This is a genomic window from Paenibacillus tuaregi (genome assembly GCF_900086655.1).
In the GTDB taxonomy this organism is placed as follows: Bacteria; Bacillota; Bacilli; order Paenibacillales; family Paenibacillaceae; genus Fontibacillus; species Fontibacillus tuaregi.
In genome coordinates this window covers 4,368,408-4,392,686 of sequence record NZ_LT575476.1, presented here as the reverse complement: position 1 = coordinate 4,392,686, position 24,279 = coordinate 4,368,408, and the positions used below count along the sequence as shown (strand labels likewise).

The following is a 24,279-nucleotide window of genomic DNA, read 5'->3' as shown; positions in this document are numbered from 1 at the left end:
GCTCCTATGAGCGCTTCGGGTAAGGCTTTTTTGTGTGCCATGGCTGAATATCCGTAAGTATCCGGTTAAATCAGCTTCAAGTATTCCACAATGGTAAGGAGTCCTTTATCAAAGTTCTCCAGATTGAAGTGTTCATTCGGCGCATGCAGATTCTCATCTGGCAGGCCGAATCCCATCATGACGGCCGGGGCGGACAGGACGCGGGACAGGGTGGCAACGATCGGAATGGAGCCGCCGTCCTTGGTGAACAGGGCGCGAGTGCCATAGACCCGCTCGTAGGCATCGGCCGCTTTTTGCAGCATGGGGTGGGAAGGATCGATGTTGAACGCGAAGGCCTTCTCCATCTGCTTCACCGTGAGCTTGGCGCCCGGCTGAGTATGGGCCTTGAGGTGGCGCTCGATCTTATCCAGAATATCCTGCGGGTCCTGATCGCCAACCAGCCGGCAGGTGATTTTCGCATGAGCTTCCTTAGGAATAACAGTCTTGGAGCCTTCGCCCTGGAAGCCACCGTACACTCCGTTAAGCTCCAGAGTAGGACGGGCGCCGGTTCTTTCGACGAAGGAGAAGCCTTCCTCTCCGTACAGAGTGTCCAGACCCAGGTCTTGCCGTAGGCCTTCTTCATTGAAGTTCATCTTTTTGAATTCGGTTTTCATCTCCTCGGATAGAACCGGAACGCCTTGGTAGAAGCCTTCTACAGCCACCCTGCCCTGATCATCGTGCAGGGAGGCCAGCAGGGAGACGATAGCATGCAGGGCGTTAGGTACGCCGCCTCCGAATGAGCCTGAATGCAGATCGGTATTCGCGGTATGTACGGATACTTCAAGCGAGCATAACCCGCGGAGCCCTGTGCTGATGGCAGGTTTGCCCTTCTCGATCAGCGAGGTATCGGAGATCAGCACCACATCGGCGGCAAGCTTGTCCTTGTTCTCTTCCAGGAACAAAGGAAGATTCGGACTGGATACTTCCTCTTCGCCTTCAATACAGAATTTCACATTGACCGGAAGAGCGGATTCCTGACTGAGCAGGGCTTCCACCGCTTTAATATGAAGGAAGAGCTGGCCTTTGTCATCGGTAGCGCCTCTGGCGTACAGCTTGCCGTCCCGGATGGAAGGCTCGAATGGAGGTGTCTCCCACAGGTGGAGCGGATCAACCGGCTGAACGTCATAGTGGCCGTAAATCAGAACGGTAGGTTTACCGGGAGCATGCAGATGATCGGCATAAATAATGGGATGGCCCTGGGTTTCATGAACCTCAACATGTTCAAGCCCCGCGCGGGTCAAGGCGTCCGCAATCCAATTGGCGGCTCTGGCCACATCAGGCTTATGTTCGGATAGAGCGGAGATACTGGGAATAGTGAGCAGGTCCTTCAATTCAGTGAGGTGCTGCTCCCTTAAATTCTCGAAGTAGGCTTTGTAATCGATTGTCATGCGTATCCTCCTAAAACATGGTATAGCCCTATTTTACTCTTTTTGGGCCAAAACAAAAATGCTTTAGGTTAAAGCAGTTGTGGCTAGATAAAATGAACTTTAAAAATTAACCAATCTCAGCGGAGAGGGCGAGTGATCCTGAAGAAGCGGAGCGTCCGCCTTTGTCTCCGAAATGCCCCTACTTGGATATTTAGTTCAAGCATTTCGGGGACAACAGTGGTCGTAAGAACACTCGGCATCGCGGCGCCCCTAAAGGTTACCTTCATAAGTTCATTTTATATAGATTAGCGCTTCCTTAAAAATATCCGGCATTTTTTTATGAAATGTTAAGGTTAAGTGGAGACGTTTCTGGTAAAGTGAAATTAAACAAGCATTAGAGGGGAGTCAAACAATAGAATGGATGGTAAAGATCAGAAAGATTTGGAGCAAGAAATGAATCAAGAACCGAAAGAGGGACAGGCAGGTGAGCAGACAGAAACCTCCGCGGTCAAGCCAACGTCTGAAGGACCAGCTGTATATTCTTCTCCGGAGACAAAATCACTCTTGTCCGAGCAGACTGCGGGAGGCAACCCAGCTGTAACCGCAGCCAAACGCCAAAGTATGATATGGATGATCGTATCACTGATTCTGGCCGTGGTGCTTGTCATCGTACTGGTGAAGCCGCTGACAGGAAAAGGCGCTTTGGACAATGGGCCGGTCGCTTCGGTTAATGGTGTGGAGATCAGCAAGGAGAAGCTGTATAACGAGCTGGTTAAAGCAGGCGGTGAGCAGACTCTTGACAGCATGATCAACGATGAGCTGATGAAGCAGGAAGTCGACAAGGCCAAGATCAAGATTACAGACGCTGATATTAATAAGGAAATCGGATATCTGGAAGAGCAGTATGGATCTAAGGAAGCGCTGGATCAAGCTCTTCAGCAGAACGGGATGGCCCGTAATGATCTGAATAAAATGGTGGTTAAGCAGCTTGAGCTTAAGAAGCTGCTCGGTTCCAAAATTAAAGTAACCGATGAACAAGTGAAGCAGTACTTCGATCAGAATAAAGAGTCCTTCAATACGCCGGAGCAGGTTCGCGTATCAGCCATTACTGTTGCGTCGCAGGCTGATGCGGATCAGGTGCTTAAAGAGCTTAAGGAAGGTGGGGATTTCGCAGCATTGGCCAAAGCGAAATCCACAGATGCCGCAACGAAAGCAAGCGGTGGGGATCTTGGATTCATCAGCAAGGGACAGCAGGAAGCCGCAGTGGAAGAGGCTGCGTTCAAGCTGAAGAAGGACGAGCTCAGCGGAGTGATCAAGACCCAGGAAGGCTTTAAAATTCTGAAGGTGACGGACCGTAAAGAAGCGCATACTGCAACGTTCGAGGAGCGCAAGGACCAAATTCGCGACGGTCTGGAGTCCCAGCAGGTTGCCCAGCTGCAGCAGAGCTGGCTTGATGAGACTAAAGCAAAAGCCAAGATTGTCAACAACCTGAACACAAAGACAGGTACAGACACATCGGCGGCAGCTAAATAATAAGGTTGGATGATGAAAGGCCGGGTTCTTGTAACCCGGCCTTTTTTCCATTTTGATATGCGGGGGGCGAGATTTCAGCTTGGTTATTCATAAAAGTTGAACAAATGATTGTAGGATGAGGGCAATTTCTATAGACTTTGAGTTTGTTCGGGAAAGAAGGTACAATAGGGGGCGGAAAAGCAAGACGAATCTATAAGAAACCGGGTCGGTACGAGACGAATGAGATGCCTCGTATGATTATATGCAGGAAGCTGAGGTTGAAGAGGCATGTCTGAAGTGAAATTGTGGGAAGACGGTATGATCCAGGTGAAGATATCCATGTCTCCCCCACTTAGGTGGGTGAACAGCTATATTCTCCGTGGCAGCCGGGGAGTCACTATTATTGATCCCGGTCCGAAATCAGAGACCAGTATTGCGGAGTGGACGAAGGTATGGGGAGAACTCGGGCTTAACAAAGACGAGATTACTTCTGTCGTGCTGACTCACCACCACCCGGACCATTATGGATTGGCTGGTCATATCCAAGCTTACACGGGGGCAAGTGTATGGATGTCCCGCCGGGCCCATGCGGAGACTAAATTCATGTGGGGGCCGGGCAGTCATATCAATGAAGAGCTGCCGGCTCTGTACCGCCGTCATGGAATGCCGCCGGAGTGGACCAGCCAGCTGGCCGCCCATTTGGAGGGCTTCCTGCCGCAGGTACTGCCCGAGCCGATTGTCTCCTATCTGGATGAAGGAGTCATGCTGGAGATGGGGGACCGGCTCTGGCTGCCAATTGAGACAGGGGGCCACGCCCCCGGTCATATGTCTTTCTATCACCGGGAGAGCCGGACGATGCTGTGCGGGGATGCTGTTCTACCCCAGATATCGCCCAACATCAGCTTCCTGCCAGGAAGTGATCCGCAGCCGCTGCAGTCGTATACCGATGCCATGCTGAAGCTGGCCGCGTATGAAGTGGACCTGGCATATCCGGGACACAGGCATCCCTTCGATTATTTCAGGAAGCGGCTGGAGGATCTGCTGATTCACCATGAACAGCGTCTGAACCAGATTGAGGAGTTCCTTAGGGAAAACCCAAGATCAGCGTTCGAGGTCTGCGCTTATCTGTTCGGAGATCAGCTGGGTATTCACCAGATGCGGTTTGCCATGTCGGAGACGCTGGCTCACTTGATTGAGCTGATCCGGCAGGGCCGGGCATTTGAGGAGGCTTCATTGGAGCGGGTTATTTATTATCCTGTGCTAGGCAGAAATGAATAAAACGCACATTCCTTAAGCGTGGGTAAACCGAAACCTTACCTTCTTAAAGGTTGGCAGTGAGGGTATGGTCTGGGTATATTCAGAAGAACTGCTGCTTCAGGGCCCCTGGCGGGACTTGATTCTTGCCGTGTAGCTGTTGACAGTGTTGACAGCCTGAGGTTTGGTTGACAGCCGTCATGCAATGCGCACCGAGCGCTGGGAGCTTTGCGTGGTGCGGGGGTTCTGAGCCCGGACGGAACGAGTGTGTGGAATCAATAGAAATTATAAATAGCGCCCCTGTTGTTCAGGCCTTGTGTGGCCGGATAACAGGGGCGCTACTTGTTAAATATAGGACGGCTTTAAATCTCGCATTTCACTTGTCCAGTCAAGGAGAGATCATAACCTTGGATAGAGCCAAGCTCTATCTTGAGCGCGTCTGAATTCATCACTTCCAGAAGACGTGGAATCCAGGGCTCGGTGTGGGAATTCTTCAGGACAACCAGATCGTAGTGTTCCTTAATCATCGGCACAAAGTCAATGCTGCCCATCATTTGAGCGGTCTTCTCGGTGCCCACGCCCACATCGGCCTCGCCTGCAGATACCTTGCCAGCCACACCCATATGGCTGGTCTCTTCATGGTCGTAGCCCTGAATCGATTTCCGGTCCAGTCCGTGAATCCGCAGCTGCTCGTCCAGAAGCACCCGGGCTCCGGCACCTTTCTCCCGGTTAATCAGCCGGACTCCAGGCTTCTGAAGATCTTTCCACCGGGTAAGCTTCTTCGGGTTCCCCTTGGCTACATACAGCCCTGCGGTCCGCTGAAGCAGATGGATGACCATATAAGAATGACCGGTTAGAATCCGGTTGATATACGGAAGGTTATACTGTCCGCTGTCGGCATCAAGCAGATGGGTGCTGACAATGTCGCTTTTCCCTTGATACATGGAAATCAGGCTGTCCAGACTTCCGGCGTGGGAACGAAGAGGACGGTAGGAGGGGGCGGATCTCTCCAGATGCTTGGCGAGCAGGTCCAGACTGATGTCTTGGCCGGTGATGACCAGGGAACGGGCATCGCCGGACTCCTGTTGGTTCCCGGCCCGCGCTTCGGGAGCATCACCAGAGGCATCTTGTGGGGCGGACGGACTGCGCAAGGCCGGTCCACTTCTGGCGGACCGCTTATATGCTTCCAGATCGCCCGCATCCACACGCATTTGCTTGCCGACTCTGTAAGCCGGAAGTTCCCCTTTTTTAATCAGGTCGTATACAGTCAGCTTGGATACTTTCAGAAGCTTCGCTATTTCTTCGGTTGTGTAAGAAATGTCACTCATGAAATCCTCCAGTTCAGTCAGGTTTAATTATAACTAGATATATATAGGCATAACTAGTAATATTATAATTAACTTGTTGTTTTTATTTTAATGGTATGTGATAAGTAGGAGGAAGTAAAGGGATGAGAGAAGCGAAAGTGAATAGAAAGCTGTCTGTGAAAAGATGGCTTGCGGCTGGCTTAATTCTCCTGCTGGTGATGCTGGCGGGCTGCGGCAGCCCTGGTGCATCAGGAACGAATGAGCAGGTTGGCAGCAGTGGTTCTAAGGAGAAGCAGGCTCAGATTGAATTGGTAATTTCCGCTGCGGCAAGTCTGAAGGACAGCCTGAATGAGCTGAAGCCAGTCTTCGAAAAGGAGCATCCGAATGTTAGGCTGTTGTTTAACTTCGGGGCTTCGGGCGCGCTGCAGAAGCAGATTGAGCAGGGAGTGCCAGCCGATGTGTTCTTGTCCGCAGGCCAGAAACAAATGGACGCTCTGATTGACAAGAAGCTGGTCGATCCGGGGGAGAGCACGCCGATGCTGAAGAATGATCTGGTCTTGATTGCGGCTGCCGGCGCGAAGTCGCCCGCTACGCTGGAGAGTCTGGGTGACGATGGTGTATCCCGCATAGCAGTGGGAGAGCCGGAATCGGTTCCCGCAGGGCAATATACAAAGGAAGCTCTTGAGCATTACAAGCTATGGGACAAGCTGAAGCCGAAGCTGGTCTTCGCCAAGGATGTCAGACAGGTTCTGACTTATGTGGAGACCGGTAATGTGGAGGCGGGGTTTGTGTACCGGAGTGATGCCCAGACATCCACGAAAGCGGGCGTCATGTTCACAATTGATCCGCTCAGCCACAGGGCAATTGTGTACCCGGAGGGTATAGTAAAAGCGACACAGCACCCTCAGGAAGCCAAGGCGTTCTATAATTTCATGACCAGCAAGACGGCTCAGCATGTATTTACCAAGTATGGTTTTAGCCTTCCGGACGCTTAATATGGATACTGCAGGCTTCCAGTCTTCCGGTGTCTTTATCTGAAAACTGTCCGGCTAGATGGGGATAACATGGACCACCTCAAGCAAAGAGACTGCCCCTTCTGTCATTAGAAATGACGGAGGGGCAGTCTCTTTTTTAAGCTGTTAATCCGTGAAATGCGGCTCACCAAGCACTTGATACAGGAAGCCGCGAAGCTCTTCGCCTTCTTCCTCGTCCAGGCTGTACACGCGCTCCAGATATCCTTCCTCATCCAGGTCATCCGAGCCGAGAATAGCGGTACGGCCAGCCTGAAGATCGGTCACCAGCTTCTTCCCGTAGAACCGGTTCGTTGTGGTAATGGCCAGATCGAATCTCTTCATGGAATGGCCGATAAACGTAATGAAGCGGGTTGAGGTCTGCTCCGTGGAATCGGACAGAAAATCCAGGTCTTTTTCAGAAAACGTCATATCGGTAATGCCTCCTAGAATGGTGTGTCTGTTCCCCATTATAACAGGAAAAAAGATCGCAAGCGCGCCAACGCTTTCATTTGACTTTTTCCCAGAATAAGGTATAGTAAGGATTAACAGTATACGAAATGAGGAAGCACCTCTTTGGCCGATGGCCGAAGGGGTGCTTTTTTTGTGTGCTGATTTAAGGGAGGTGCAGGAACGGATGCAAATCGTATTTCTGAACAGTATGGAGAAACGAGAGGGCGGGGAACTGATCCAGGGCGCTCAGGTGTGGATCGGAGAAGAGCAGGGGGTATGGAGGATGGGCTGGAATGAGCTGTCTTCCGATGAGGCTGGAGAGATACTCTGGTATGAAGGAGAATCCTGGTCGGAGATGCTGCATGTCTACCGTCACCGTCTGTCCGTGAAGCTTGGAGAAGGCTTCAGGCCGGTGATTGACGGGATTTTTCATGAGAAAGAGGACGGCAAAGGCAAGTCGGCACTCGCCCAGAAGCTCGTCTTCTACAGCGAGCTTCATCCGAACGAGGCCTTGTTCCTGGAGCTCAGCGCATGGCGGCGCAGACGGGCTGCGGCCGAGCGCAAAGCACCGTATTTGATCGCCAGCAATCGGCTGCTCCGATTGATCAGTGTATTCCAGCCAAGAACGCGTGAGGAGCTGATGCAGCTGCCTGGAATGGGCGAAGCCAAATCCGCGGAATATGGCCCGGAATTGCTGGAGCTGACCCAGCAGGGAGAGCGGCCCTATAGCTTCCCGCTTGGCTGGGTCGAAGGAACTTTGGATGAAGAAGAGTTCCGTTCCTGGTTGTACAAGCAGAAGGAAGTGAAGTACCGGGTGGAGATGGAAAGGTACGGTCTGCGCCGGGTGCTGCTGGAGTCGATGGCGGAAGGTCACGGCATTGAGGAGATGAGCCGCAGAAGCGGGCTTGACCGGAGGGAGACGGTGGAGCTGCTGGAGGAGCTGGAGAAGGATGGCTATGATCTCGATGCTCTCCTGATGAATGAGCTTCATGAGCTGCCGGAGATGGAGCAAGCCGCGATCTGGCAGGCGTATGAGGAGCTTGGCGACACTTTCCTGAAGCCGGTGCTGCAGCGGGTATACGGAACGGATCTGCCGCCGGAGAGCAATGTGGAGAAGAAGTATGAGCAGCTCCGGCTGATCCGGATCCGGTTCAGAAGGCACTGCTCAAGCGTTCAGAGCGCTGGATAGACTGTTAGTGCCGGATAGCCGGATAGTGATCAAAAAAGGACGAAGCTTTCCGCCGGCCTGTTGGCAGCGGGTGCTTCGTCCTGCATTAGGTTTGTTAGTGGGATGGAGCGGTCAGCTCAAATCCAGTCTTTTTTGCGGAAAATATAGAACATGCCCAGGCCCAGCGCGGCCATAATGCCGAGCACAATGAAATAACCATAACGGCTGTGCAGCTCCGGCATATTAGTAAAGTTCATTCCGTAAATTCCGGTAATTAGGGTTAGCGGGATGAAGATCGTGGTGATCGCGGTGAACACCCGCATGATCTCATTCGCGCGGTTGGCGATACTGGACTGATAGGCTTCTCGTAAGTTGCCCATCAGTTCCCGGAAGGTATCAAAGTTCTCGGAAATCTTCACGGCATTTTCATAAATGTCGCTGAAGTATTTCTGCAGCTGGTCATCGATTAGGCGAAGGTCCTTCTTGTTCAGGATATTAATAACTTCCTTCTGCGGACCGAGCATCTTCTTCAGCCACAGGATCTCACTTCTCAGACCGATAATCTCACTTAAGTGCGACCGCTTGGTATGAACCAGGATGTCCTCCTCAAGCCTCTCAATCTTGTCTTCGATCCGGTCACCGACCAGGAAATAATTATCAACAACAAGGTCAATGAGCAGGTACAGGAAACGGTCAGGTTCGTTAACCTCCTGTTCCCACAGAATGGGCTTGATGGCCCGGAGCTCGTTGATCTTCTGCTTTGTTACTGTAATAATATAATGCCGTCCCAGGAACATGCTCAGCGCACGCAGGAAAATTTCCTCGTCATCAAAACGGATGCTGTTCACAACAATAAAATAATGGTTGTCATAAATTTCAATCTTCGGACGCTGCTCTTCTTCGGTCAGGGAGTCCTCCACGGCCAGATCATGCAGCCCAAAAGCCGGCTGCAGCAGCGCCAGATCCTCGGCGTCCGCATCGATCCAGTAAAATCCTTCCGCCGGCGGCGTCAGGGTTGTTTCCAGGTCCTCCACCACAGTAAAGATACCCGCGTTAACATGGCGAATTTTCATCTGATTTCTCACTCCTTCACCCCATGGTTCACAAGGGGTATGCTCTTATTAAAGAGCATAGAAAAAAATCAGCAGCCGGCTAATTACCGCATGAGGCAGTAACGGCACCGGGAAACGAAAGAGCCCCTTCCTCCCGCAGTTGTCCTGCTGATCTGTTTTCTATGCAGTTGTATTGCAGGGGCATAGGTCTGCGGACTACTCGGGTCGCCTTCCATTTCTGAATTTCACCTCTTTGCATTTCAGCTTGTAACACTCGTCTAGTATAACGCCGGGGCATGAAAATTTTCAAGAAAAATGTCTTATAGGGGACGCAGATTAACATATGACTAAACCAGGTTAAAGGTGCCGTTCCAAAGAATGTTAAATAGGGGCGTTATTAGCATCCTCTATGCTGAAACATTTCATGCAGCAGTTAGCAAAACAAGGGAAATAAACCTGAATATAAAGTAAATATAATTATATAATTCATTTGAATTATGATATTATAGTATAAGGTTCATTATTATATTTTCTTTATATATTTATGGGGGGATTATTATTAATTTGGAAAAACAAATCATGATGTATTCGCTGGATACCTCGTGCTTCTACACAGATGAAGAGGTGCAAATTCAAACGAAGCTTAGAGGGCTGAAGCTTGAAATATCCGCTTTGAAACAGAAACAGAACAAGATGGAGCAGGAGGCTGCTGAGCAGATGACCTCCGGGAAGTTGAAGCTTTTGACCCAGCAATATGACACACTCAAGGAAGAGTTCAAAATACTTCTGCAGTCCAATACGTCAACCCGGGAGCTCAGGAAGGAATCCGTTAAAGATTCCAATCTGATCGCGGTGTTTGACTCTTTTTTGACCCGAACGCTGAATATTAATCAGGATGAAATTACAAAGGATCTTTTTATTGTAGAAACGTATTACTTTAAGGTGCTTGAGGATTTAATCAAGTATGGTTTCATTTATGAGAAGCATAAATATGTTTGTTTTACTGCGAGCGCCGGGCAGATTAGAACTAAAAAGACGATGTTCATTAAGGAAAGTGTATGGGAAAGGCATCACTCTACGCTGATGTGTGGTCTTGATCCAGAGCAAATTAACCAGCGGGGTGGGGTGAATATTAATAAGTATCTGGCTTATCTGGCTTTGTGTAATACAGCGACAGAACCATGGCCTGAGTTTGATATTCAGAAGTCTATTGTAGTGGATGATTTCGTATCCCCGGTCCAAACCACCGTGGATTTTATCGATGATAGAACCTATGAAATTACCAGACAAGATATGGAGTTTCCTATTGTCCATACAGATGGTTGTGGCATGATCCTGCCCAGAAAAAGCGTTAAATCCATGATGGTCCGGCTGCCGTGGGTTAAGGGGCTGCTGGTTCCTTTTCCATTCGATAAGTTCATTCGGGAACATAACCGGGAAGCGAAGCATGCGAAGTACGGAAGGGTCACAGATATTTATGGGGTGGAGCATGATATTCTCAAGGAGAAAATCGAAGTGATTTTCACAAAAAGCCAGTTTAAGATGTGGGCGTATTACAACAGCTGGGAGGATTATAAGGAGAAATTTACGCGCTACGGCTGTGAAGCTGCTAAGTGTAATGAAGAAGAGGACAAGATTAAGAATGCCAAGCTGAATTACCAGATGCTGCAGACGCTTACGGATATCACCGACGATGAACTTAAGGATCTGGCTGCCAAAACGATAGATACGATCCAAAATATAGGGTCCCGGAAAGAAACGATGTTGGGCGTGCTCGGCGTAGGTGAGTGGAACTCTAACAAAAACTATTATCAGCAGGCATTGGAGCATTATCCCGAGCTCTTGAGGGATACATACAGCAAGGAGATTTTAAAGCAGGTCAAGAAGAAGATAACGAATAATGCGAAGGGCGGCAAAATCTATATTGACGGGAAATATACCTTCATCGTTCCAGATCTGTATGCATTCTGTGAGCAGCTGGTTCTAGGGGAAGGTGAACCTCGGGGCTTGCTTGCTGATCAGGAGGTCAGTTGTTCCTTATATCCGGACGGGGAGCCGTTGGATTGCTTAAGAAGCCCGCATCTGTACAGAGAACACGCCGTGAGGGCAAATAAAGTGAATAAGGACATCGGCCGGTGGTTCGTGAGCAAAGGAATCTATACCAGCTGTCACGATCCAATCAGTAAAATCCTGCAGTTCGATAACGATGGGGATAAGGCGCTGGTCTGCCGGGAGAAGAAGCTGGTTGAGGTGGCAAAACGCAATATGGAGGGTATTTATCCGCTGTATTATGAGATGAGAAAGGCGGAGCCTGAGCTGATTAGCAGCGAATCGATTTATAAAGGCTTGGAGGCCGCGTATAGCGGCGGGAATATAGGAACGATCAGCAACAATATCTCAAAGATTTGGAATAGTGGGCAGGCTGACTTGGAAATTGTTAAGATCCTGTGTATGGAAAATAATTTTACGATAGATTATGCCAAAACATTGTACAAGCCTGAACGCCCCAAGCAGGTGGCGAAGCAGATTCAATCCTATACCAAGAATAAGGTTCCGTATTTCTTCACTTATGTTAAAGACAAGACAGACGGTCACGTTGAGGAAAGGAACGAAAGTGTGGTGAACCGCCTTGGGCAGCTCATTCCTAAAGTGAGGCTTAACTTTAATGCGGCTAATCTCGGATATTTTGACTACAGAATACTGATGAGCGGCGGCAGCATGGATAATGAAGACCTGAAGACGATTGTTATAAATGAATATACGAATCAAGATCAGAAAAAGAGGTTCATGGAAGTCGTTCAGATGAATGGGGATTGGACCGGAGATAATCAATACATGTACCGGCTTATCCGGGAGAAATTGATCCAACATGGAGGAGACCCGCGCCACGTGGTGGATATCCTGGTTGAATATTTGTATGTACACAAACAAAGCAGCTACAAAACGACGTTATGGTCATGCTTCGGGGATATTATTGTAGATAATATCAAAAGAAACCTTCGTACGGATGCACAGTGTCAGAGATGTGGGGCAAGGATTGAGGAGAGCGGACAGCGATTGAAATATTGTGATTCCTGCCGGGTAGAGGTGCAAAGAGAGAAAACAAGAGAACGAGTTCAGAAGTACAGGAAGAAAACCGTGTAACGATTGGCCGAATTGCTGTATCCCTTGTGGCACAAGGGTTCTCAGGCAGAGTAGAGAGGACAAAAATTTTATAAAGTAAATATATGTATTGATAATAGAGGGTTTGTTGGAAAAGGGATAAAGTTGTTTAAGGGAGGAGAACATGCACGCTATCCGAGATCAGAGAAGGAAATACAGTTGGTTGAAGCGTTGGAAAATACCGATCCATTTCACACAGAGGGGTAAGGTGATTAGCATGAAATGAAACTAGAAATTAGAAATGATTTTAAATGTTACAGATCGGAGTTCACTAATGAGGCAGAGAAGAAACGATGAATATTGAAGACGTTAAATTAAAGCTGTTAGCCAATCTTCCTATTCCACTTAGCGGTAATCTAGCAGTACATATGCCTTCTTTTAAGAAAATTGCGGAGATCGGGATGTCGGTCTACTATCATGGGTTATCTCTTCTGCTGATTGATAAATCTTTATTAGGAAAAGAGATCGATGAACGGGTGACCAACTTCGATATTTTCTATGCCAACTGTTATCATGACGAATCCTTCAGAACGGATGCCTTCTCGGCGCTGCGCCTCTTGTTTAGGGAGGAACCCTCTCTATCCGGGGATGAACACAAGGTTCATCTACAGTTCCCGTCTGGGGAACTTGATCATTCAAATTTTGATGATTTTCAGAAGATGCTGAAGATCGCCAACCATTTGAAATTAGAGTCCGAGCCTGAATTCAAGCCAGGCAATTCGAAAGCCCAGGAGCTCATAGACAAAATTCTCAGGAACCGGACCAAGGAGCCCAAGCGAAAGGAAAAGATGGACCTGGCCAGTATGGTGAACGGGCTGGCTTGGAAGCCGAATGGTCTGAGCCTGATCGAAATCTTTGAGCTGAATATCTATCAAATCTATGCGGGCTTTCATACCACGAATAATATCGACAACTACCATTATACTTTGTCCGGCCTTTACGCTGGAGTGATTGATAGCAAGAACATAAACATGTCCGATATCCATTGGGCCAACAAAATTAACTAATTTATAGGAGTGGTTTTATTATGACAACACCAAACATTTGGGCAGTACGTGAAGTAGCACTAGCAACATTCTATGATCTGGCAACTGGAAAGGCCAAGGTTCAACTCACAAACCTGAAGACCTCGGGTCTTGAGAATACAGCGGAAACGGTATATGTCAAAGGCGGACGCGGGAACGCAAATATCGTTGGCTTCTCCGGCAACCGCGGCGGTAAAGTGACCTTGCAGGATGCGGTATTCACCAACGAGGTTATCGCGATGATGACCGGAAACGAGATCAAGAAGGGCGCGGCAAACGTGTATCAAAGAGAAGTTCTAACCGTGGTTGGAAATAAGGCTTCTGTGGCCTTTACTCCACTGAATGCTGCAAACGGTCTTATCAGTGTGTACAAGCTGAATGAGGATGGCACACATGGGGAAGAAATCACTTTCCTCGCAACAGGACCTGCAACTGCGGGCAAATACACGCTTACCGCTAAACAGCTCGCCTTCAACGCAGGCGATCTTGCCGACGGTGCTAAAGTGGTTGCGTACTATCAAGCGAAATCTGGTGCGGATGCCAAGACGATTACGGTCTCCTCGGACAAGTTCGCTGGAACCTTCAAAGTGGTCCTAGACTGCCTGGTCCGCAATACGCTTGATGAGAAGGACTACGCTGCCCAAATCGTCATCAACAAAGCGAAGATGGAAGACGGCTGGAAGCTGCAAATGGCGGCAACGGGTGATCCTTCGGCGTTTGATATTCCGATGGATATCCTCAAACCAGCCGATGGTACCGAGTTGTACACCATGACGGTATATGACAAGGATAGCATTGCCTAAATAGCTGCTTAAGAGACAGGTGAGAGCCTGTCTCTTCTTCATTCGGACATTTCTTAGAGTTTTCTTAAGCAAGAGCACTGTAACAAGTGTCTTAAGGACACCAACTTTTAGAGAAAAGGGAGAAATAAACATGAGTACACCAACTGCCAAAAAATTAACAGCAGCAGGCCTAAATAAGCTAAGCAGTAAATTGAATTCACGAACAAAGATTTCTGTTCTTAATGATAAGTATGAGGTTGAGGTGCATACCCATTTTAGAGAATCGTTAATTGATAATGTGGTTATTGACTATATTCAACTGCTTCAAGATTTAAAGGCAACCGTAGAGCCTGAGACTGAACTGGTTAAGGACACGGTTGTTTTGTTAAATGTGCTAATCCTCAGGGAGTTCACCAATCTCCCAATTCCAAGAAAAGCACGTCCAACAGATTTAATTAAACTGGCCAACAATCTTCTTGATCTGGGTATTATGGGCGAGGTGTTCCCCTATTTCCAACCAGAGCAAATGCGTAAGATCGAAGAGAAAATGAAACTAACCTCTAAAAACATCAGTTCTGTGATGGGTGAGCTCGCATTGGCCCAATCCGTCAGCAATACGTCTGAAGATCATGTAGGAGGGGAAAACGATGCTCAGTAATTCTATGATCAAAAATATTTTGATTTTTCTTAACCGGGTCCCAACGACGGGGTTCCAGGAATGTGAGGCTATGGTTGGCATTAAAAATGAGCTGGCCAAGATGCTGGAATTGAATGACGATAAAGAAGCAAATAACCAGAGGTTAACAGAATAAAAACGATAGGGGCGGTCATCGGATCGCTTCTTTTGTGATCATGGAAAGGGAGTGATCCAAATGGCGGATGATTTGAAAGTGTTAGTGTCACTTGGCCTTAATGGCTCGGCTCTGCAGGATATCAACAAGGAACTTAAAAAGCTGTCTTCCCATCCATCTCTTCAGAAGCTTGAGTTAAAAATTAATATGGATGACAGCATCGCACGGGTGGTGGATAAGTTTAATCAGATCAGCAGAGCTGGAGATGGGTTTAAAAACCAGTCCAGACTGGTTCAAGAGCTTGTGGCTGAAACGGTTAAACTTGATGGTTCCTTGGGAAGAGCCGCTAAACAAGTTTATAACCACGCACAAGAGGTTATGAAATTTATCAAAAGTCAGGACCAAGCCAAAAGATCGGTTCTGGACCAGACTCAGGCTTATCATGCCCAGATTAACACGTTAAAGCAGCTTGAAAAGGAACTTGAGGGATATAACCTGGCCTATCAGAAGGCTAACAGAGATAAGTCCGGACAAATCATCGGATATACAAATATATATACCAATGACAACAATCAGAAGGTTACGGTCAAAACCGACCAGGTTGGCAGAGTTCAAAATTCGGGCAGGTTAAGAGGCTACCTCCAACAGCAGTCGGAGGAAAGTACACAGCCTAATTCTTTGGAAAAGGCTAAATCGGGATTGGCCGGGCTGCGTGAGAGTTATGAGAATATTAAAGGTAGCGCATTCTTTAATATGGGTTATGAAGCCATTAAAAACGGAGTTGCCTATATTAAAGAATTAGACCAGGCGATGACCGAGCTTAGGAAAGTCACCGATTTAACAGGTTCGAGTTATGAGCAGTTCATAAAATCCTCTTCCCGCACTGCTAGTGAGGTTGGCGCGTTAACCGTGGATGTAATTAAATCAACTACAGAATGGGCCAAACTTGGGTATACTCTTCGTCAGTCCCAGCAGCTGTCAAAGCAAGCACATATCTTTCAAAATGTAGGGGGAGCGAAAGACGCGGAAAGCGCAATGCAGTCCCTTCAAGCAACCATTCGAGGCTTTGGGATTACCGTAGATGATCAGGGGAAGAATGTTTCCCACATCGTCGATGTTTATAATGCAGTTGGCGGAAAATTCGCGATTACTTCCGAAGGGATTAGTGAAGCTGTTACACGCTCCGCTTCGACCATGTCAGAGTCAGGCAATACGCTGGAGCAGACGGTTGCAATGGTTGCGGCAGCTAATAAAGGTGTAAAAGACCCGGGACAAGTCGGAGATTCCCTCATGACGATTGCTATGCGAATTCGCGGAATCTCCAAAGAGGGTGAGGATCTAACCGGATTGATTCCTAAAATGGAGAGTCAGTTTAAATCCATAGGTCTGACCCTGAAAAAGGATGATAACACCTTTAAAAGTACATATGAGATTTTTAATGATTTATCATCTGTATGGGGAAAGCTTGGGGATGCCCAGCAGAAAGATATTCTGGGCTTGGTGGCCGGCAAAGGTCAGGAAGATGCTGCAAAGAGTCTGATTACCAACTGGAAGGATGCGCAAGGAGCCCTTCAGGTTGGAGTGAATTCGTTCGGATCGGCTGCCAGAGAGAATGAGCAGTATCTGGATTCGATTCAAGGGCGTATCACCCTCTTTAAAGATGCTGTGGGGGAGATGTGGCAAAACGTTAGTGATTCAGCTGCCGTAAAAGGTGTAATTGATCTAGGTACGGGCCTAATTAAAGTTCTAGCTAAATTAACGGATACCTTTGGAGGGTTTGGAACGATCATTGGGATCACCTCATTGGCCATGCTCACCTTCAATAACAAGTTAAGGGATCCGGTGCTTTCTATATTTAACGGTATTATTAGGACCGTATCGCTCAGTACTCAAATTTTCACGGGTTCAACCTTGGCAGCAAGAGCAGCCGTAGTTGGTCTGCAGGCTGCGATGACGTTTGGGCTTTCCTTAGGTATTACCCTTTTAGTCGGGGGCCTGACAACTCTATATGAAAAGCATCAAGAAAATGTGAAGGCCATGGAAGAGGCTAGGAAGCAAAACGAACTGGTAGCGAACTCCTGGATCAATCACAAGGATAAAGTCCTTGAATTAGTCAGCCAGTATGAGAATTTAAACTCCGTAACGAAGAACGGGACTGTCTTCGCTGATGCGGAACAGGAGAGCCTATATCGCGACACCATTGAGCAACTTTCTGGATTAATGCCTAATCTGGTAGCTTCTATTGATGATAAGGGAAATAAACACCTTAAAAATAGCGAAGCCATCCAGCGTGAGCTTGAATACACTAAGCAGCTGGCTAAGCTGCAGCAGGAAGATAAGATCAACAGAGCGAAGGAAACTTTTGAAGAAAAGTTAGATGGGATTAATGAGGCTAAGGAAGATTTAAAGAATAAAACAAACACATTAAATAATGAGTTTTCACGAGCAGCTTTCTTTTCTGATAGAACGGATGAAAGCGTAATTGCTGACTACAAAACGGACGTAACAGCCGCACAAATGGCGGTACTTCAAGCAGAAAATGAAATCGCGAATAAAACCGGAGAGGTTAGGGGCGATCTACAGTCTTTAGTTGAAGCCTTCTTGAATCTAAACAATGTCAAAGTAGACTCAAAAATGACAAACGCGCTTTCGAATATGGTTAAAAGCCTTGATATGTCCAAGATTGACAGTGGTGAAAAGTTCTTTAACACGTATAAGAACATATCAGCCGCGATTCAATTAATTGCCAAGGAAAGCATAACTAAAGAAGAAAAAGAAAATCTGGAGCAATACATTAAAGTTTTGGGTATGACTCCTGCCCAGTTAGAAACGGTTAGAGACTCGTTCAAGGAAACCTTTGATTTTACAAAATCCCAGGAGCGGTTGCAGGAAAGCTTCAAGAATACCTCAGCTGAAATTAAAGATATCAACTCTGCATTGAATGACATGAACCAAGGACACGCTCTGAATGAAGAGACCGTCAACCACTTGGTTGCTAAGTATCCGCATCTATCCAATAGTATCACTCAAGTCAAAGATGGCTGGATTATTTCGAAGAAAGCGCTTGTTGATCTTAGGAAAGAGAAACAGGATTTCTTTGAGCAGGATATGGCTAAAGAGCAGGAGAACGCATTCATTGTACTTAATTCATCCCTGAAACGGCTGTCTGCTTATGGTCTGGAATTTGGAGTCGTTACTAATTTAGCTGGGGCCAAGGAAGCACTTCGTAGAGTTGAGGAAGAAGCCGCGAAGGGGACTCCAAGCAAGTGGAAAAATAAACTGCTGAGCGATGAAGATGATACTACTAAGCAGAAAGTACTTAATGAGCTCCAAGTTGATCTAGGCGGTCAAATAGTCAATATCGAGGAAATTGAAAACTATTTTAAATTTCTTAGACAGACCGTAAATAATATCAGTCAAGGAATTCCTAAAGCAAATGCTACTGCAAAATCATCGCAAAAAGCGGCAAATGATACTTATAAAGAAACTGTAAAAATTCTGACAGCCACATTAGAGCGTTTAAAACAAATAGATTCCGAGCAAGAGAAACTGCTGAACAAAAGAACCAAAATGAAAAAAGGCTCAGTGGAGTATCAGCAATCATTAGCAGACGAATTAAAGCTATTGAAAGAGCAAAAGAGCTTGTATGAAGCAGGGGCCAAGAATCCTTCTGAACTGATAGAAAAAGAAGTGGATGCAAAAACAAAAAAAGCGGTATCTACTGGTGATAAGACAAAAGAATTAGCCGATGCCAAGGAAAATGCGGAACACAAAGCGGTTCAGCTTGATACGGATATTTACAAGAAGAGTCTTGAAATTATTGATGACGTGATTCTCATGTCCCAGAATAAGATAGACAGTTACAACCCTCTTATTCAAAAATCCCAAGGCAGGCAATCCCGGATGTCCGGGTCAAGTGCGGAATGGCGCAAAGAGGAGATGCTTCAATCCTCCTATCTTCAGGCTCAGCAAAAAGAGGTTGAGAATCAAAACAAAAGAATCGACCAATTACTCAAAGAAAACAAGATCACTTCAGGCGAGTATGATAAGCAAAAGTCCGAAAACAGTGCGAAATGGTGGGAACTGGAGCAGCAAGTTCAAGAGAAGAGATTCAACGTCGTTAAGAGTAATCTTGCCGAGTATGACCAAAAAATTGAAAAGGTTAAGAACCAATTCGATAATACGAATGCAAAGCTTGGTTTGCTTAAAGAAGGCTCTAAAGAGTATATGGAAGTTCTTCAATCTCAAACTCCGATTCTTAGGGAAGAACAGCAGCTGCATAAAGACAAGATTGCGGTGCTCAATGAACTTCTGGCCAGTGATAAGCTTACCGCTGAACAAAAAGAGGAGTTAGCCAAGCAGCTCCAGGCAGAAACCAGAGCCTATTACGATAACGAAGCTGCGATCAAGTCCAACTTGGAACAGCAGCAAAAGCTTCGCGAGGACGCAGCGGACAAAATCATTGAAGCCTACAAGAACATGTACCAGAAGCAGCAGGAACTAGAGAATAAGGCTCTGGATGAGAGGAAAGAGAAAGAAGATAAGCGGCACGAGGAATTCAAGAAAAATCTAGAAGATGAAAATAGAGCGTTTGAGGATTCCATCAATAAACAGATGAAGGTGATGGACCGGAATAATGCCTCTGCTGATTATGAGACCGAGCTCAACAAGAAGCTTAAAGAACGGCAGACGATTATTGATAAGCTCAATGTGCTGGCTTTGGATAATTCCATGGAGGCGAAGGCCAAGCGGAAAGATCTTGGGGATCAATTAAATGCCAAGAACGAGGAAATCGATAAATATAAGCTGGACCGCGAAAGAGAAATGCGTAAGCAAGGGCTGCAGGATCAGCTGGATGACCGGAAGAAGTATACTGACAAAATTAGCAGGGACGAGGACAAACGCAACAAGGATGAAATGGATGCGATCGATCTCAAGAGAAGGGAGGTTGAACAGTACTACAAGGATATACTCGAGAATGAACAAAATTTCTATCGTTTGAAACAGGGGCTCCTTAGTCAGGATAGCAAAGTGGTCCAGGATACTTTAGCTGAACTGAAAGTAGGGTTTGATACTTACCATGCTTGGCTTAATCAAAATGTTATCGAATCAGAAAAAGGATTAAATAATTTGAACAATGCCCTAGAGAAAAGTCTGAACATGTTAAAAAAGTTTGCGAGTGGTGACTTCTCGCAAGAAGACGCTTTTCCGTCCGGGTACACACCACCTTCTACAGGTACTCCAACTTCTCCATCTTCACCGTCTTCGCCAACGAAAAACGATGATGTTAAGTCGGCTTGGGAGCAGTATTTAAAGAATAAAAAAGAAGCTGAAGATCTAACACAAGAAGCTGTCAAAAGAGGGCGTAAAAATCCTAAGGATCCTGAGATAGCAAATATAAAAGCGGAAATCGAGCGATTGCGGAAAGCAAATAACAAGATTAGGGAGGCTCATCCATCCTTTCCTAACGGCAGTTTCGCGGAACTGAACGGTAAAGATGTCTTCTCCGCCGAGACGGGCGGTTATACAGGGGATAAGGCTGGCAAGGGAGGTAAATTCCTTCTTGCTCACGATAAGGAGTTAGTCCTGAATCAGACAGATACCTCTAGAATGCTGGAGATCGTTAGTATTGCCAGAAGCTTGTTTATGGGCAACATGAATTGGGGCCAGCTGCTGGAGATGAAGCCGAGCAGTTATTCTACGGATAACAGCGTAACGATTGAACAGGTCATCATCCAGGCCAATGATATGGACTCGGGTAAGACTATTTTGAACAAGATTGGCGAAGCTTTTACTAGCAAAATTAAATTAGGAACCATTTAGAGTGAGGTCAGAATACGGCCTCTCTCTTTTTGTATTGGAGGTGTGACCTATTCTAGGTGAACTTGATTATAATCGCAGGCCAATAAAACCTCAATATTTCTTGGCAAGGCCCAACCGGGAGATTATCGCCAAGCTGAACGAAGCTTATAATGACAGCTTGTCTGTGAAACTGAATGGTGTGAATGAGCTTACTTTTTCTGTACCGTACGATTTGGATGAGCACCACCGGTTAGTACGCAATAAGAATATTGACTTGATTAAAGAGCGGTACCTGATTAAGGAAGTAAAGGGCGGCAAAATCAACTGGTATGTGATTAATTCCATTACTGATGATGTTAAGGATTCCGGAAAAACGAGAATGGTAACCTGCAATGCAGCCTATCACCTGCTCTCAGATAAAGCCGTCCGCAGCTACAGCGTAGAGTCCAAATTTTGCAGACAAGTGCTGAACGATCTGCTTGCGAACACAGTATGGGAGATCGATTACATTGACGCTGACTTTGATCTTACTTACAGGGCTTTTGACTTTCCATCTTCTAATGTGCTGGAAGCTATCTATTCGGTTGCAGAGACCTATAACGCGATCGTAATTTTTGATACGGACAAGCAAACCGTAAGTTTTCAGAAGCCAGAGCTAACTGGCGTGAATCGAGGTCTTACTTTTTCACATAAAAAGTATATGAAGAGCATGAACCAGGCCTATCAGACGGATCAGATGGTTACACGGCTGTCCCCGTCCGGGAAGGATGGGCTGGGGATTCAGCGGGTAAATCCTACTGGCCAGAATTACATTGAGAATTTTGGTTATTTCATGTACCCGTTTCAGCGGGACTCGAACAGGCAGGTTCTCACTTCGAGCTACCATATGAGTGACTCGCTTTGCCATGCCCTTCTGGACTATGAGGAACTTGTTGAGTCCAAGTCAGGGGTGTTCCAAGCTGCCCTTGCCCAGCTTGAGAAGCTTGAGGCCAAGCTAAATGCTCTGGAAGTGGACATGAACAAGCTGAAGAACAACGAAGCGGTGGTCACGGACACGATGATTACGCAGCAATTTGACAGGAAGATGTTCTTTGAGAAATATCCGCACAGCGGTTCAAGCTCAAGGGAATTTACGTTACACCCGACGTATGCCTACGCTGTAATGATCAAGGTAGACCAGAATTTGGGTGTCCATGTCAGCTTGAATGGTGAGGATAAACCTACGGTATCCGGGCAATGGGTTCTGCTTGGCAAGGTGAAAAACTTGGACTCGATTCAGGTTTCCATCAACGGCGGCAGCACGGGCGTATTTATTCAGGTAGCTAATCTTAGCCTGGAAGAGCTGGAGAATGACCGTAATGACGCGGAGATTATTGAGCGGTACAGCTTGGACAATAAGCAGAATCAGATCAGGCTTAAGCAAATTGAGATCGATAATATGAACCTGTCTATTAAACAGGTTAAGGAGCAGATTACAACCCTTCAGACCCTTCTGCTTGCAGGGAATAACTTTACAAAGGAGCAGCTGCAGGAACTGAATTATTTTGTCATTGAACGGGAGTTTAATGATGATAAGTATATAGATGATCACGATCTTTATAAAGCGGCCTTGGAGAAGTTCAAGGAATTGCAGCAGCCGCAGTTGTCCATTGATATGGACATTGTAAATTTTCTGGAGATCGTAGAGGAGCAGCTGAATTGGAACAAACTTGTTCTTGGTGATTACATCAACATCAAGTACGAGCCGACCAAGACCAACGTTACCGCGCGCATTACCGAAATTAACTTCAATTATGCGAATTCTAGTGTCAAGCTGACCTTATCCAATGCCAAAAGTGTAAATGATGAGACGAAGCGGATCGAGAAGTTCTTAAATGATGCCAAGAACACTTCCGTAACCGTAGACACCAGCAAGACTAAATGGGGAAAAGCCGTCGTGGACTCGTCTGAAATGAGCAGACTGTTCGAGAACTTCTGGAATAAAGTGACCAATGACATCAATATGGCCTCGAATGAATATGTAACCCTGGACAGAAAAGGGCTGACGATCATTGATCCGAATGATCCGCTCAGGTTTCTGAGGGCTACTCATGGGGCGTTGGGTGTCACTCGCTCAGGAGGGCTAAATTATGAATCCCTTATGACTCCCGACGGGACGATTGCGGAGATGGTGCTAGGTAAAATTATCCTTGGGCAGCGTGTCGTTATCGGGGATACGACCGGTGTCTTCACCATTGAAGGGTCCAGGCTGATGATCGACGACAGATGCGGCCGGGAAGTAGTTAAGCTTGGTTTGCTGTCTGAGCGGCCGGATACGTTCGGTATGTTTCTGAACCGGTATGCTTCAGGGGATTGTGCAGACAAGACCGTTGTGAATAAGGTGAAAATGACAGCGGATGAGGGGTTCATTATTGAACGTATCCGAAATGGTATTGCAGAGAAAACCTTCGGTACCTCACTGGATGGCGATCTGTTTGTTAAGGCCGGAGTGGACGACCAGGTCTTCACCATCGATAAACATGGTCTGGCCTTGGGATCGTCAGTCTGGTCGGCGGCCCCGTTCCATGCCGATTATCTCGGAAACGTATGGATGAGCAAATTATTTGCTGACACGGCTGAGATTAAGAATTCCATGTTCCAAGACGGTCATATTACGGGTTCAGATATCACCTTAGGAAAGCACCCAAATGTAATTAAGCTGTTCCCCAACCAGGGGTTCTGGGCAGGGCATGAGGACTTTTCGAAAGCGCCCGCTTCGATATCCATGGATGGAACCGCCAAATTCAAGAAGCTTATGGTCACGGATGGGAACAGTACGTTGTTAATGGACTCTGAGAAGAAGAAGCTGTATATGAACCGCTGGGATCTGGTTGGGGCGGGAGCTGTTGATGCGGAACTGATCACGGCGAACATGCTCACCAGCGCAGACGGGTTCATCTCAAATCTGACTTCTGGCAGGTTGACCACATTAACCAATACGGCACTTACGGACTGGTCGAATTACATACGTATTGACAAGAACAGCATTAAGTTCATTACCGGAAAAGTGAAAGGCTCAGGCACCCAGAAGAAATTGGCTGACGGCAGGCCTCTATACTGGATGTCCGCGGAGCAAATGGGCCAGATGACCACCGATGTAACCGCATGGCCTGTTCTTGTGTATGAGATGGATGAGAAAGTGAAACAAGAAATTACCTTCTCCGGCAGTGGGGATGCGGCCAACCCGGTCAGAACGATTGGACTTGGAGACGGCTCACCGAACGGTGGGGGCAGGGCCCAGGAGCGGAAGTATGACGGCGGGTTCAAAACCTCGTATGCAACGAATAACAGCGGAAAAGAACGCAGTGTTGATCTTGCAGATACAGGGATTACTCTGAAATCGGAGGCGGGTAAAATAATGCTAACTGGAAAAGACATTAGTGCTCTCGCTGAAGGCGGACCCGCTAAATTCGGCAATGACAGAGCCTATATTGAGATGACTGCCGATGGGAAAATGATCTTCCATGCCGTACAATTCGATTTTGTAAACAGTTAGTATGAAGCAGAAACAAAGGA

15 protein-coding genes are annotated in these 24,279 nt (G+C 47.0%); 11 read left to right on the top strand and 4 right to left on the bottom strand.

Going from position 1 to position 24,279, the window contains the following annotated elements; all coding sequences use genetic code 11:
* Positions 1-65 precede the first annotated feature (65 nt).
* A complete protein-coding gene (locus BN6628_RS19605; RefSeq protein ID WP_187386180.1) occupies positions 66-1,421 on the bottom strand; it encodes a dipeptidase in 1,356 nt (451 codons plus the stop codon).
* Positions 1,422-1,823: 402 nt separating this feature from the next.
* Here BN6628_RS19605 and BN6628_RS19600 point away from each other — a divergent pair, with 402 nt between their 5' ends.
* Positions 1,824-2,939 (top strand): foldase protein PrsA, encoded by a 1,116-nt coding sequence (locus BN6628_RS19600; RefSeq protein WP_068620022.1) that lies wholly within the window; start codon positions 1,824-1,826, stop codon positions 2,937-2,939.
* Between the two features lie 267 nt (positions 2,940-3,206).
* Positions 3,207-4,196, top strand: coding sequence for an MBL fold metallo-hydrolase (locus BN6628_RS19595; RefSeq protein ID WP_068620021.1), 990 nt, complete (start codon positions 3,207-3,209; stop codon positions 4,194-4,196).
* A gap of 338 nt (positions 4,197-4,534) precedes the next feature.
* Here BN6628_RS19595 and BN6628_RS19590 read toward each other — a convergent pair whose 3' ends face one another.
* Positions 4,535-5,500, bottom strand: coding sequence for a substrate-binding domain-containing protein (locus tag BN6628_RS19590; protein WP_068620020.1), 966 nt, complete (start codon positions 5,498-5,500; stop codon positions 4,535-4,537).
* Between the two features lie 122 nt (positions 5,501-5,622).
* Between BN6628_RS19590 and modA the strand changes: the two genes are divergently transcribed.
* Positions 5,623-6,474 carry a molybdate ABC transporter substrate-binding protein gene (gene modA, locus BN6628_RS19585; RefSeq protein ID WP_082926986.1) on the top strand — a complete coding sequence of 284 codons (852 nt, stop codon included), beginning with the start codon at positions 5,623-5,625 and terminating at the stop codon, positions 6,472-6,474.
* A 144-nt stretch (positions 6,475-6,618) separates the two neighbouring features.
* Here modA and BN6628_RS19580 read toward each other — a convergent pair whose 3' ends face one another.
* Complete coding sequence (locus BN6628_RS19580; RefSeq protein ID WP_068620019.1) at positions 6,619-6,921, bottom strand: DUF3055 domain-containing protein; 303 nt, start codon at positions 6,919-6,921, stop codon at positions 6,619-6,621.
* 205 nt (positions 6,922-7,126) lie between these two features.
* Here BN6628_RS19580 and BN6628_RS19575 point away from each other — a divergent pair, with 205 nt between their 5' ends.
* On the top strand, positions 7,127-8,131 hold the full coding sequence (locus tag BN6628_RS19575) for an HRDC domain-containing protein (RefSeq protein ID WP_068622469.1): 1,005 nt from the start codon (positions 7,127-7,129) through the stop codon (positions 8,129-8,131).
* A 116-nt stretch (positions 8,132-8,247) separates the two neighbouring features.
* Here BN6628_RS19575 and corA read toward each other — a convergent pair whose 3' ends face one another.
* Complete coding sequence (gene corA, locus BN6628_RS19570) at positions 8,248-9,183, bottom strand: magnesium/cobalt transporter CorA (RefSeq protein ID WP_068620018.1); 936 nt, start codon at positions 9,181-9,183, stop codon at positions 8,248-8,250.
* Between the two features lie 543 nt (positions 9,184-9,726).
* On the opposite strand from corA, the gene BN6628_RS19565 reads away from it, so the two are divergent.
* The 7 genes from BN6628_RS19565 to BN6628_RS19540 all read left to right on the top strand — a co-directional run bounded on the left by BN6628_RS19565 (position 9,727) and on the right by BN6628_RS19540 (position 24,259).
* On the top strand, positions 9,727-12,306 hold the full coding sequence (locus tag BN6628_RS19565) for an RNA dependent RNA polymerase (RefSeq protein WP_082926985.1): 2,580 nt from the start codon (positions 9,727-9,729) through the stop codon (positions 12,304-12,306).
* A gap of 311 nt (positions 12,307-12,617) precedes the next feature.
* Positions 12,618-13,331, top strand: coding sequence for a hypothetical protein (locus BN6628_RS19560; protein ID WP_068620017.1), 714 nt, complete (start codon positions 12,618-12,620; stop codon positions 13,329-13,331).
* Positions 13,332-13,351: 20 nt separating this feature from the next.
* The gene (locus tag BN6628_RS19555; RefSeq protein ID WP_068620016.1) at positions 13,352-14,152 is read left to right on the top strand and encodes a hypothetical protein; all 801 of its coding nucleotides are present in this window, start codon (positions 13,352-13,354) and stop codon (positions 14,150-14,152) included.
* A 130-nt stretch (positions 14,153-14,282) separates the two neighbouring features.
* Positions 14,283-14,789: a hypothetical protein gene (locus BN6628_RS19550; RefSeq protein WP_068620015.1), complete on the top strand. Its 507-nt coding sequence runs from the start codon at positions 14,283-14,285 to the stop codon at positions 14,787-14,789.
* On the top strand, positions 14,779-14,943 hold the full coding sequence (locus tag BN6628_RS26185; protein WP_157692488.1) for a hypothetical protein: 165 nt from the start codon (positions 14,779-14,781) through the stop codon (positions 14,941-14,943). Before BN6628_RS19550 ends, BN6628_RS26185 begins: the two co-directional genes overlap by 11 nt.
* A gap of 60 nt (positions 14,944-15,003) precedes the next feature.
* On the top strand, positions 15,004-20,745 hold the full coding sequence (locus tag BN6628_RS19545) for a phage tail tape measure protein (protein ID WP_068620014.1): 5,742 nt from the start codon (positions 15,004-15,006) through the stop codon (positions 20,743-20,745).
* A 100-nt stretch (positions 20,746-20,845) separates the two neighbouring features.
* Positions 20,846-24,259, top strand: a complete 3,414-nt coding sequence (locus BN6628_RS19540; RefSeq protein WP_235847671.1) for a phage tail protein — start codon at positions 20,846-20,848, stop codon at positions 24,257-24,259.
* Positions 24,260-24,279 lie beyond the last annotated feature (20 nt).

What these genes read in the sequence shown, in the direction of transcription:
- BN6628_RS19600 (WP_068620022.1), top strand. Translation starts at nt 1,824, where the DNA reads ATGGATGGTAAAGATCAGAAAGATTTGGAGCAAGAAATGAATCAAGAA.
- BN6628_RS19595 (WP_068620021.1), top strand. Translation starts at nt 3,207, where the DNA reads ATGTCTGAAGTGAAATTGTGGGAAGACGGTATGATCCAGGTGAAGATA.
- BN6628_RS19590 (WP_068620020.1), bottom strand. Translation starts at nt 5,500, where the DNA reads ATGAGTGACATTTCTTACACAACCGAAGAAATAGCGAAGCTTCTGAAA.
- modA (WP_082926986.1), top strand. Translation starts at nt 5,623, where the DNA reads ATGAGAGAAGCGAAAGTGAATAGAAAGCTGTCTGTGAAAAGATGGCTT.
- BN6628_RS19580 (WP_068620019.1), bottom strand. Translation starts at nt 6,921, where the DNA reads ATGACGTTTTCTGAAAAAGACCTGGATTTTCTGTCCGATTCCACGGAG.
- BN6628_RS19575 (WP_068622469.1), top strand. Translation starts at nt 7,127, where the DNA reads ATGCAAATCGTATTTCTGAACAGTATGGAGAAACGAGAGGGCGGGGAA.
- corA (WP_068620018.1), bottom strand. Translation starts at nt 9,183, where the DNA reads ATGAAAATTCGCCATGTTAACGCGGGTATCTTTACTGTGGTGGAGGAC.
- BN6628_RS19560 (WP_068620017.1), top strand. Translation starts at nt 12,618, where the DNA reads ATGAATATTGAAGACGTTAAATTAAAGCTGTTAGCCAATCTTCCTATT.
- BN6628_RS19555 (WP_068620016.1), top strand. Translation starts at nt 13,352, where the DNA reads ATGACAACACCAAACATTTGGGCAGTACGTGAAGTAGCACTAGCAACA.
- BN6628_RS19550 (WP_068620015.1), top strand. Translation starts at nt 14,283, where the DNA reads ATGAGTACACCAACTGCCAAAAAATTAACAGCAGCAGGCCTAAATAAG.
- BN6628_RS26185 (WP_157692488.1), top strand. Translation starts at nt 14,779, where the DNA reads ATGCTCAGTAATTCTATGATCAAAAATATTTTGATTTTTCTTAACCGG.
- BN6628_RS19545 (WP_068620014.1), top strand. Translation starts at nt 15,004, where the DNA reads ATGGCGGATGATTTGAAAGTGTTAGTGTCACTTGGCCTTAATGGCTCG.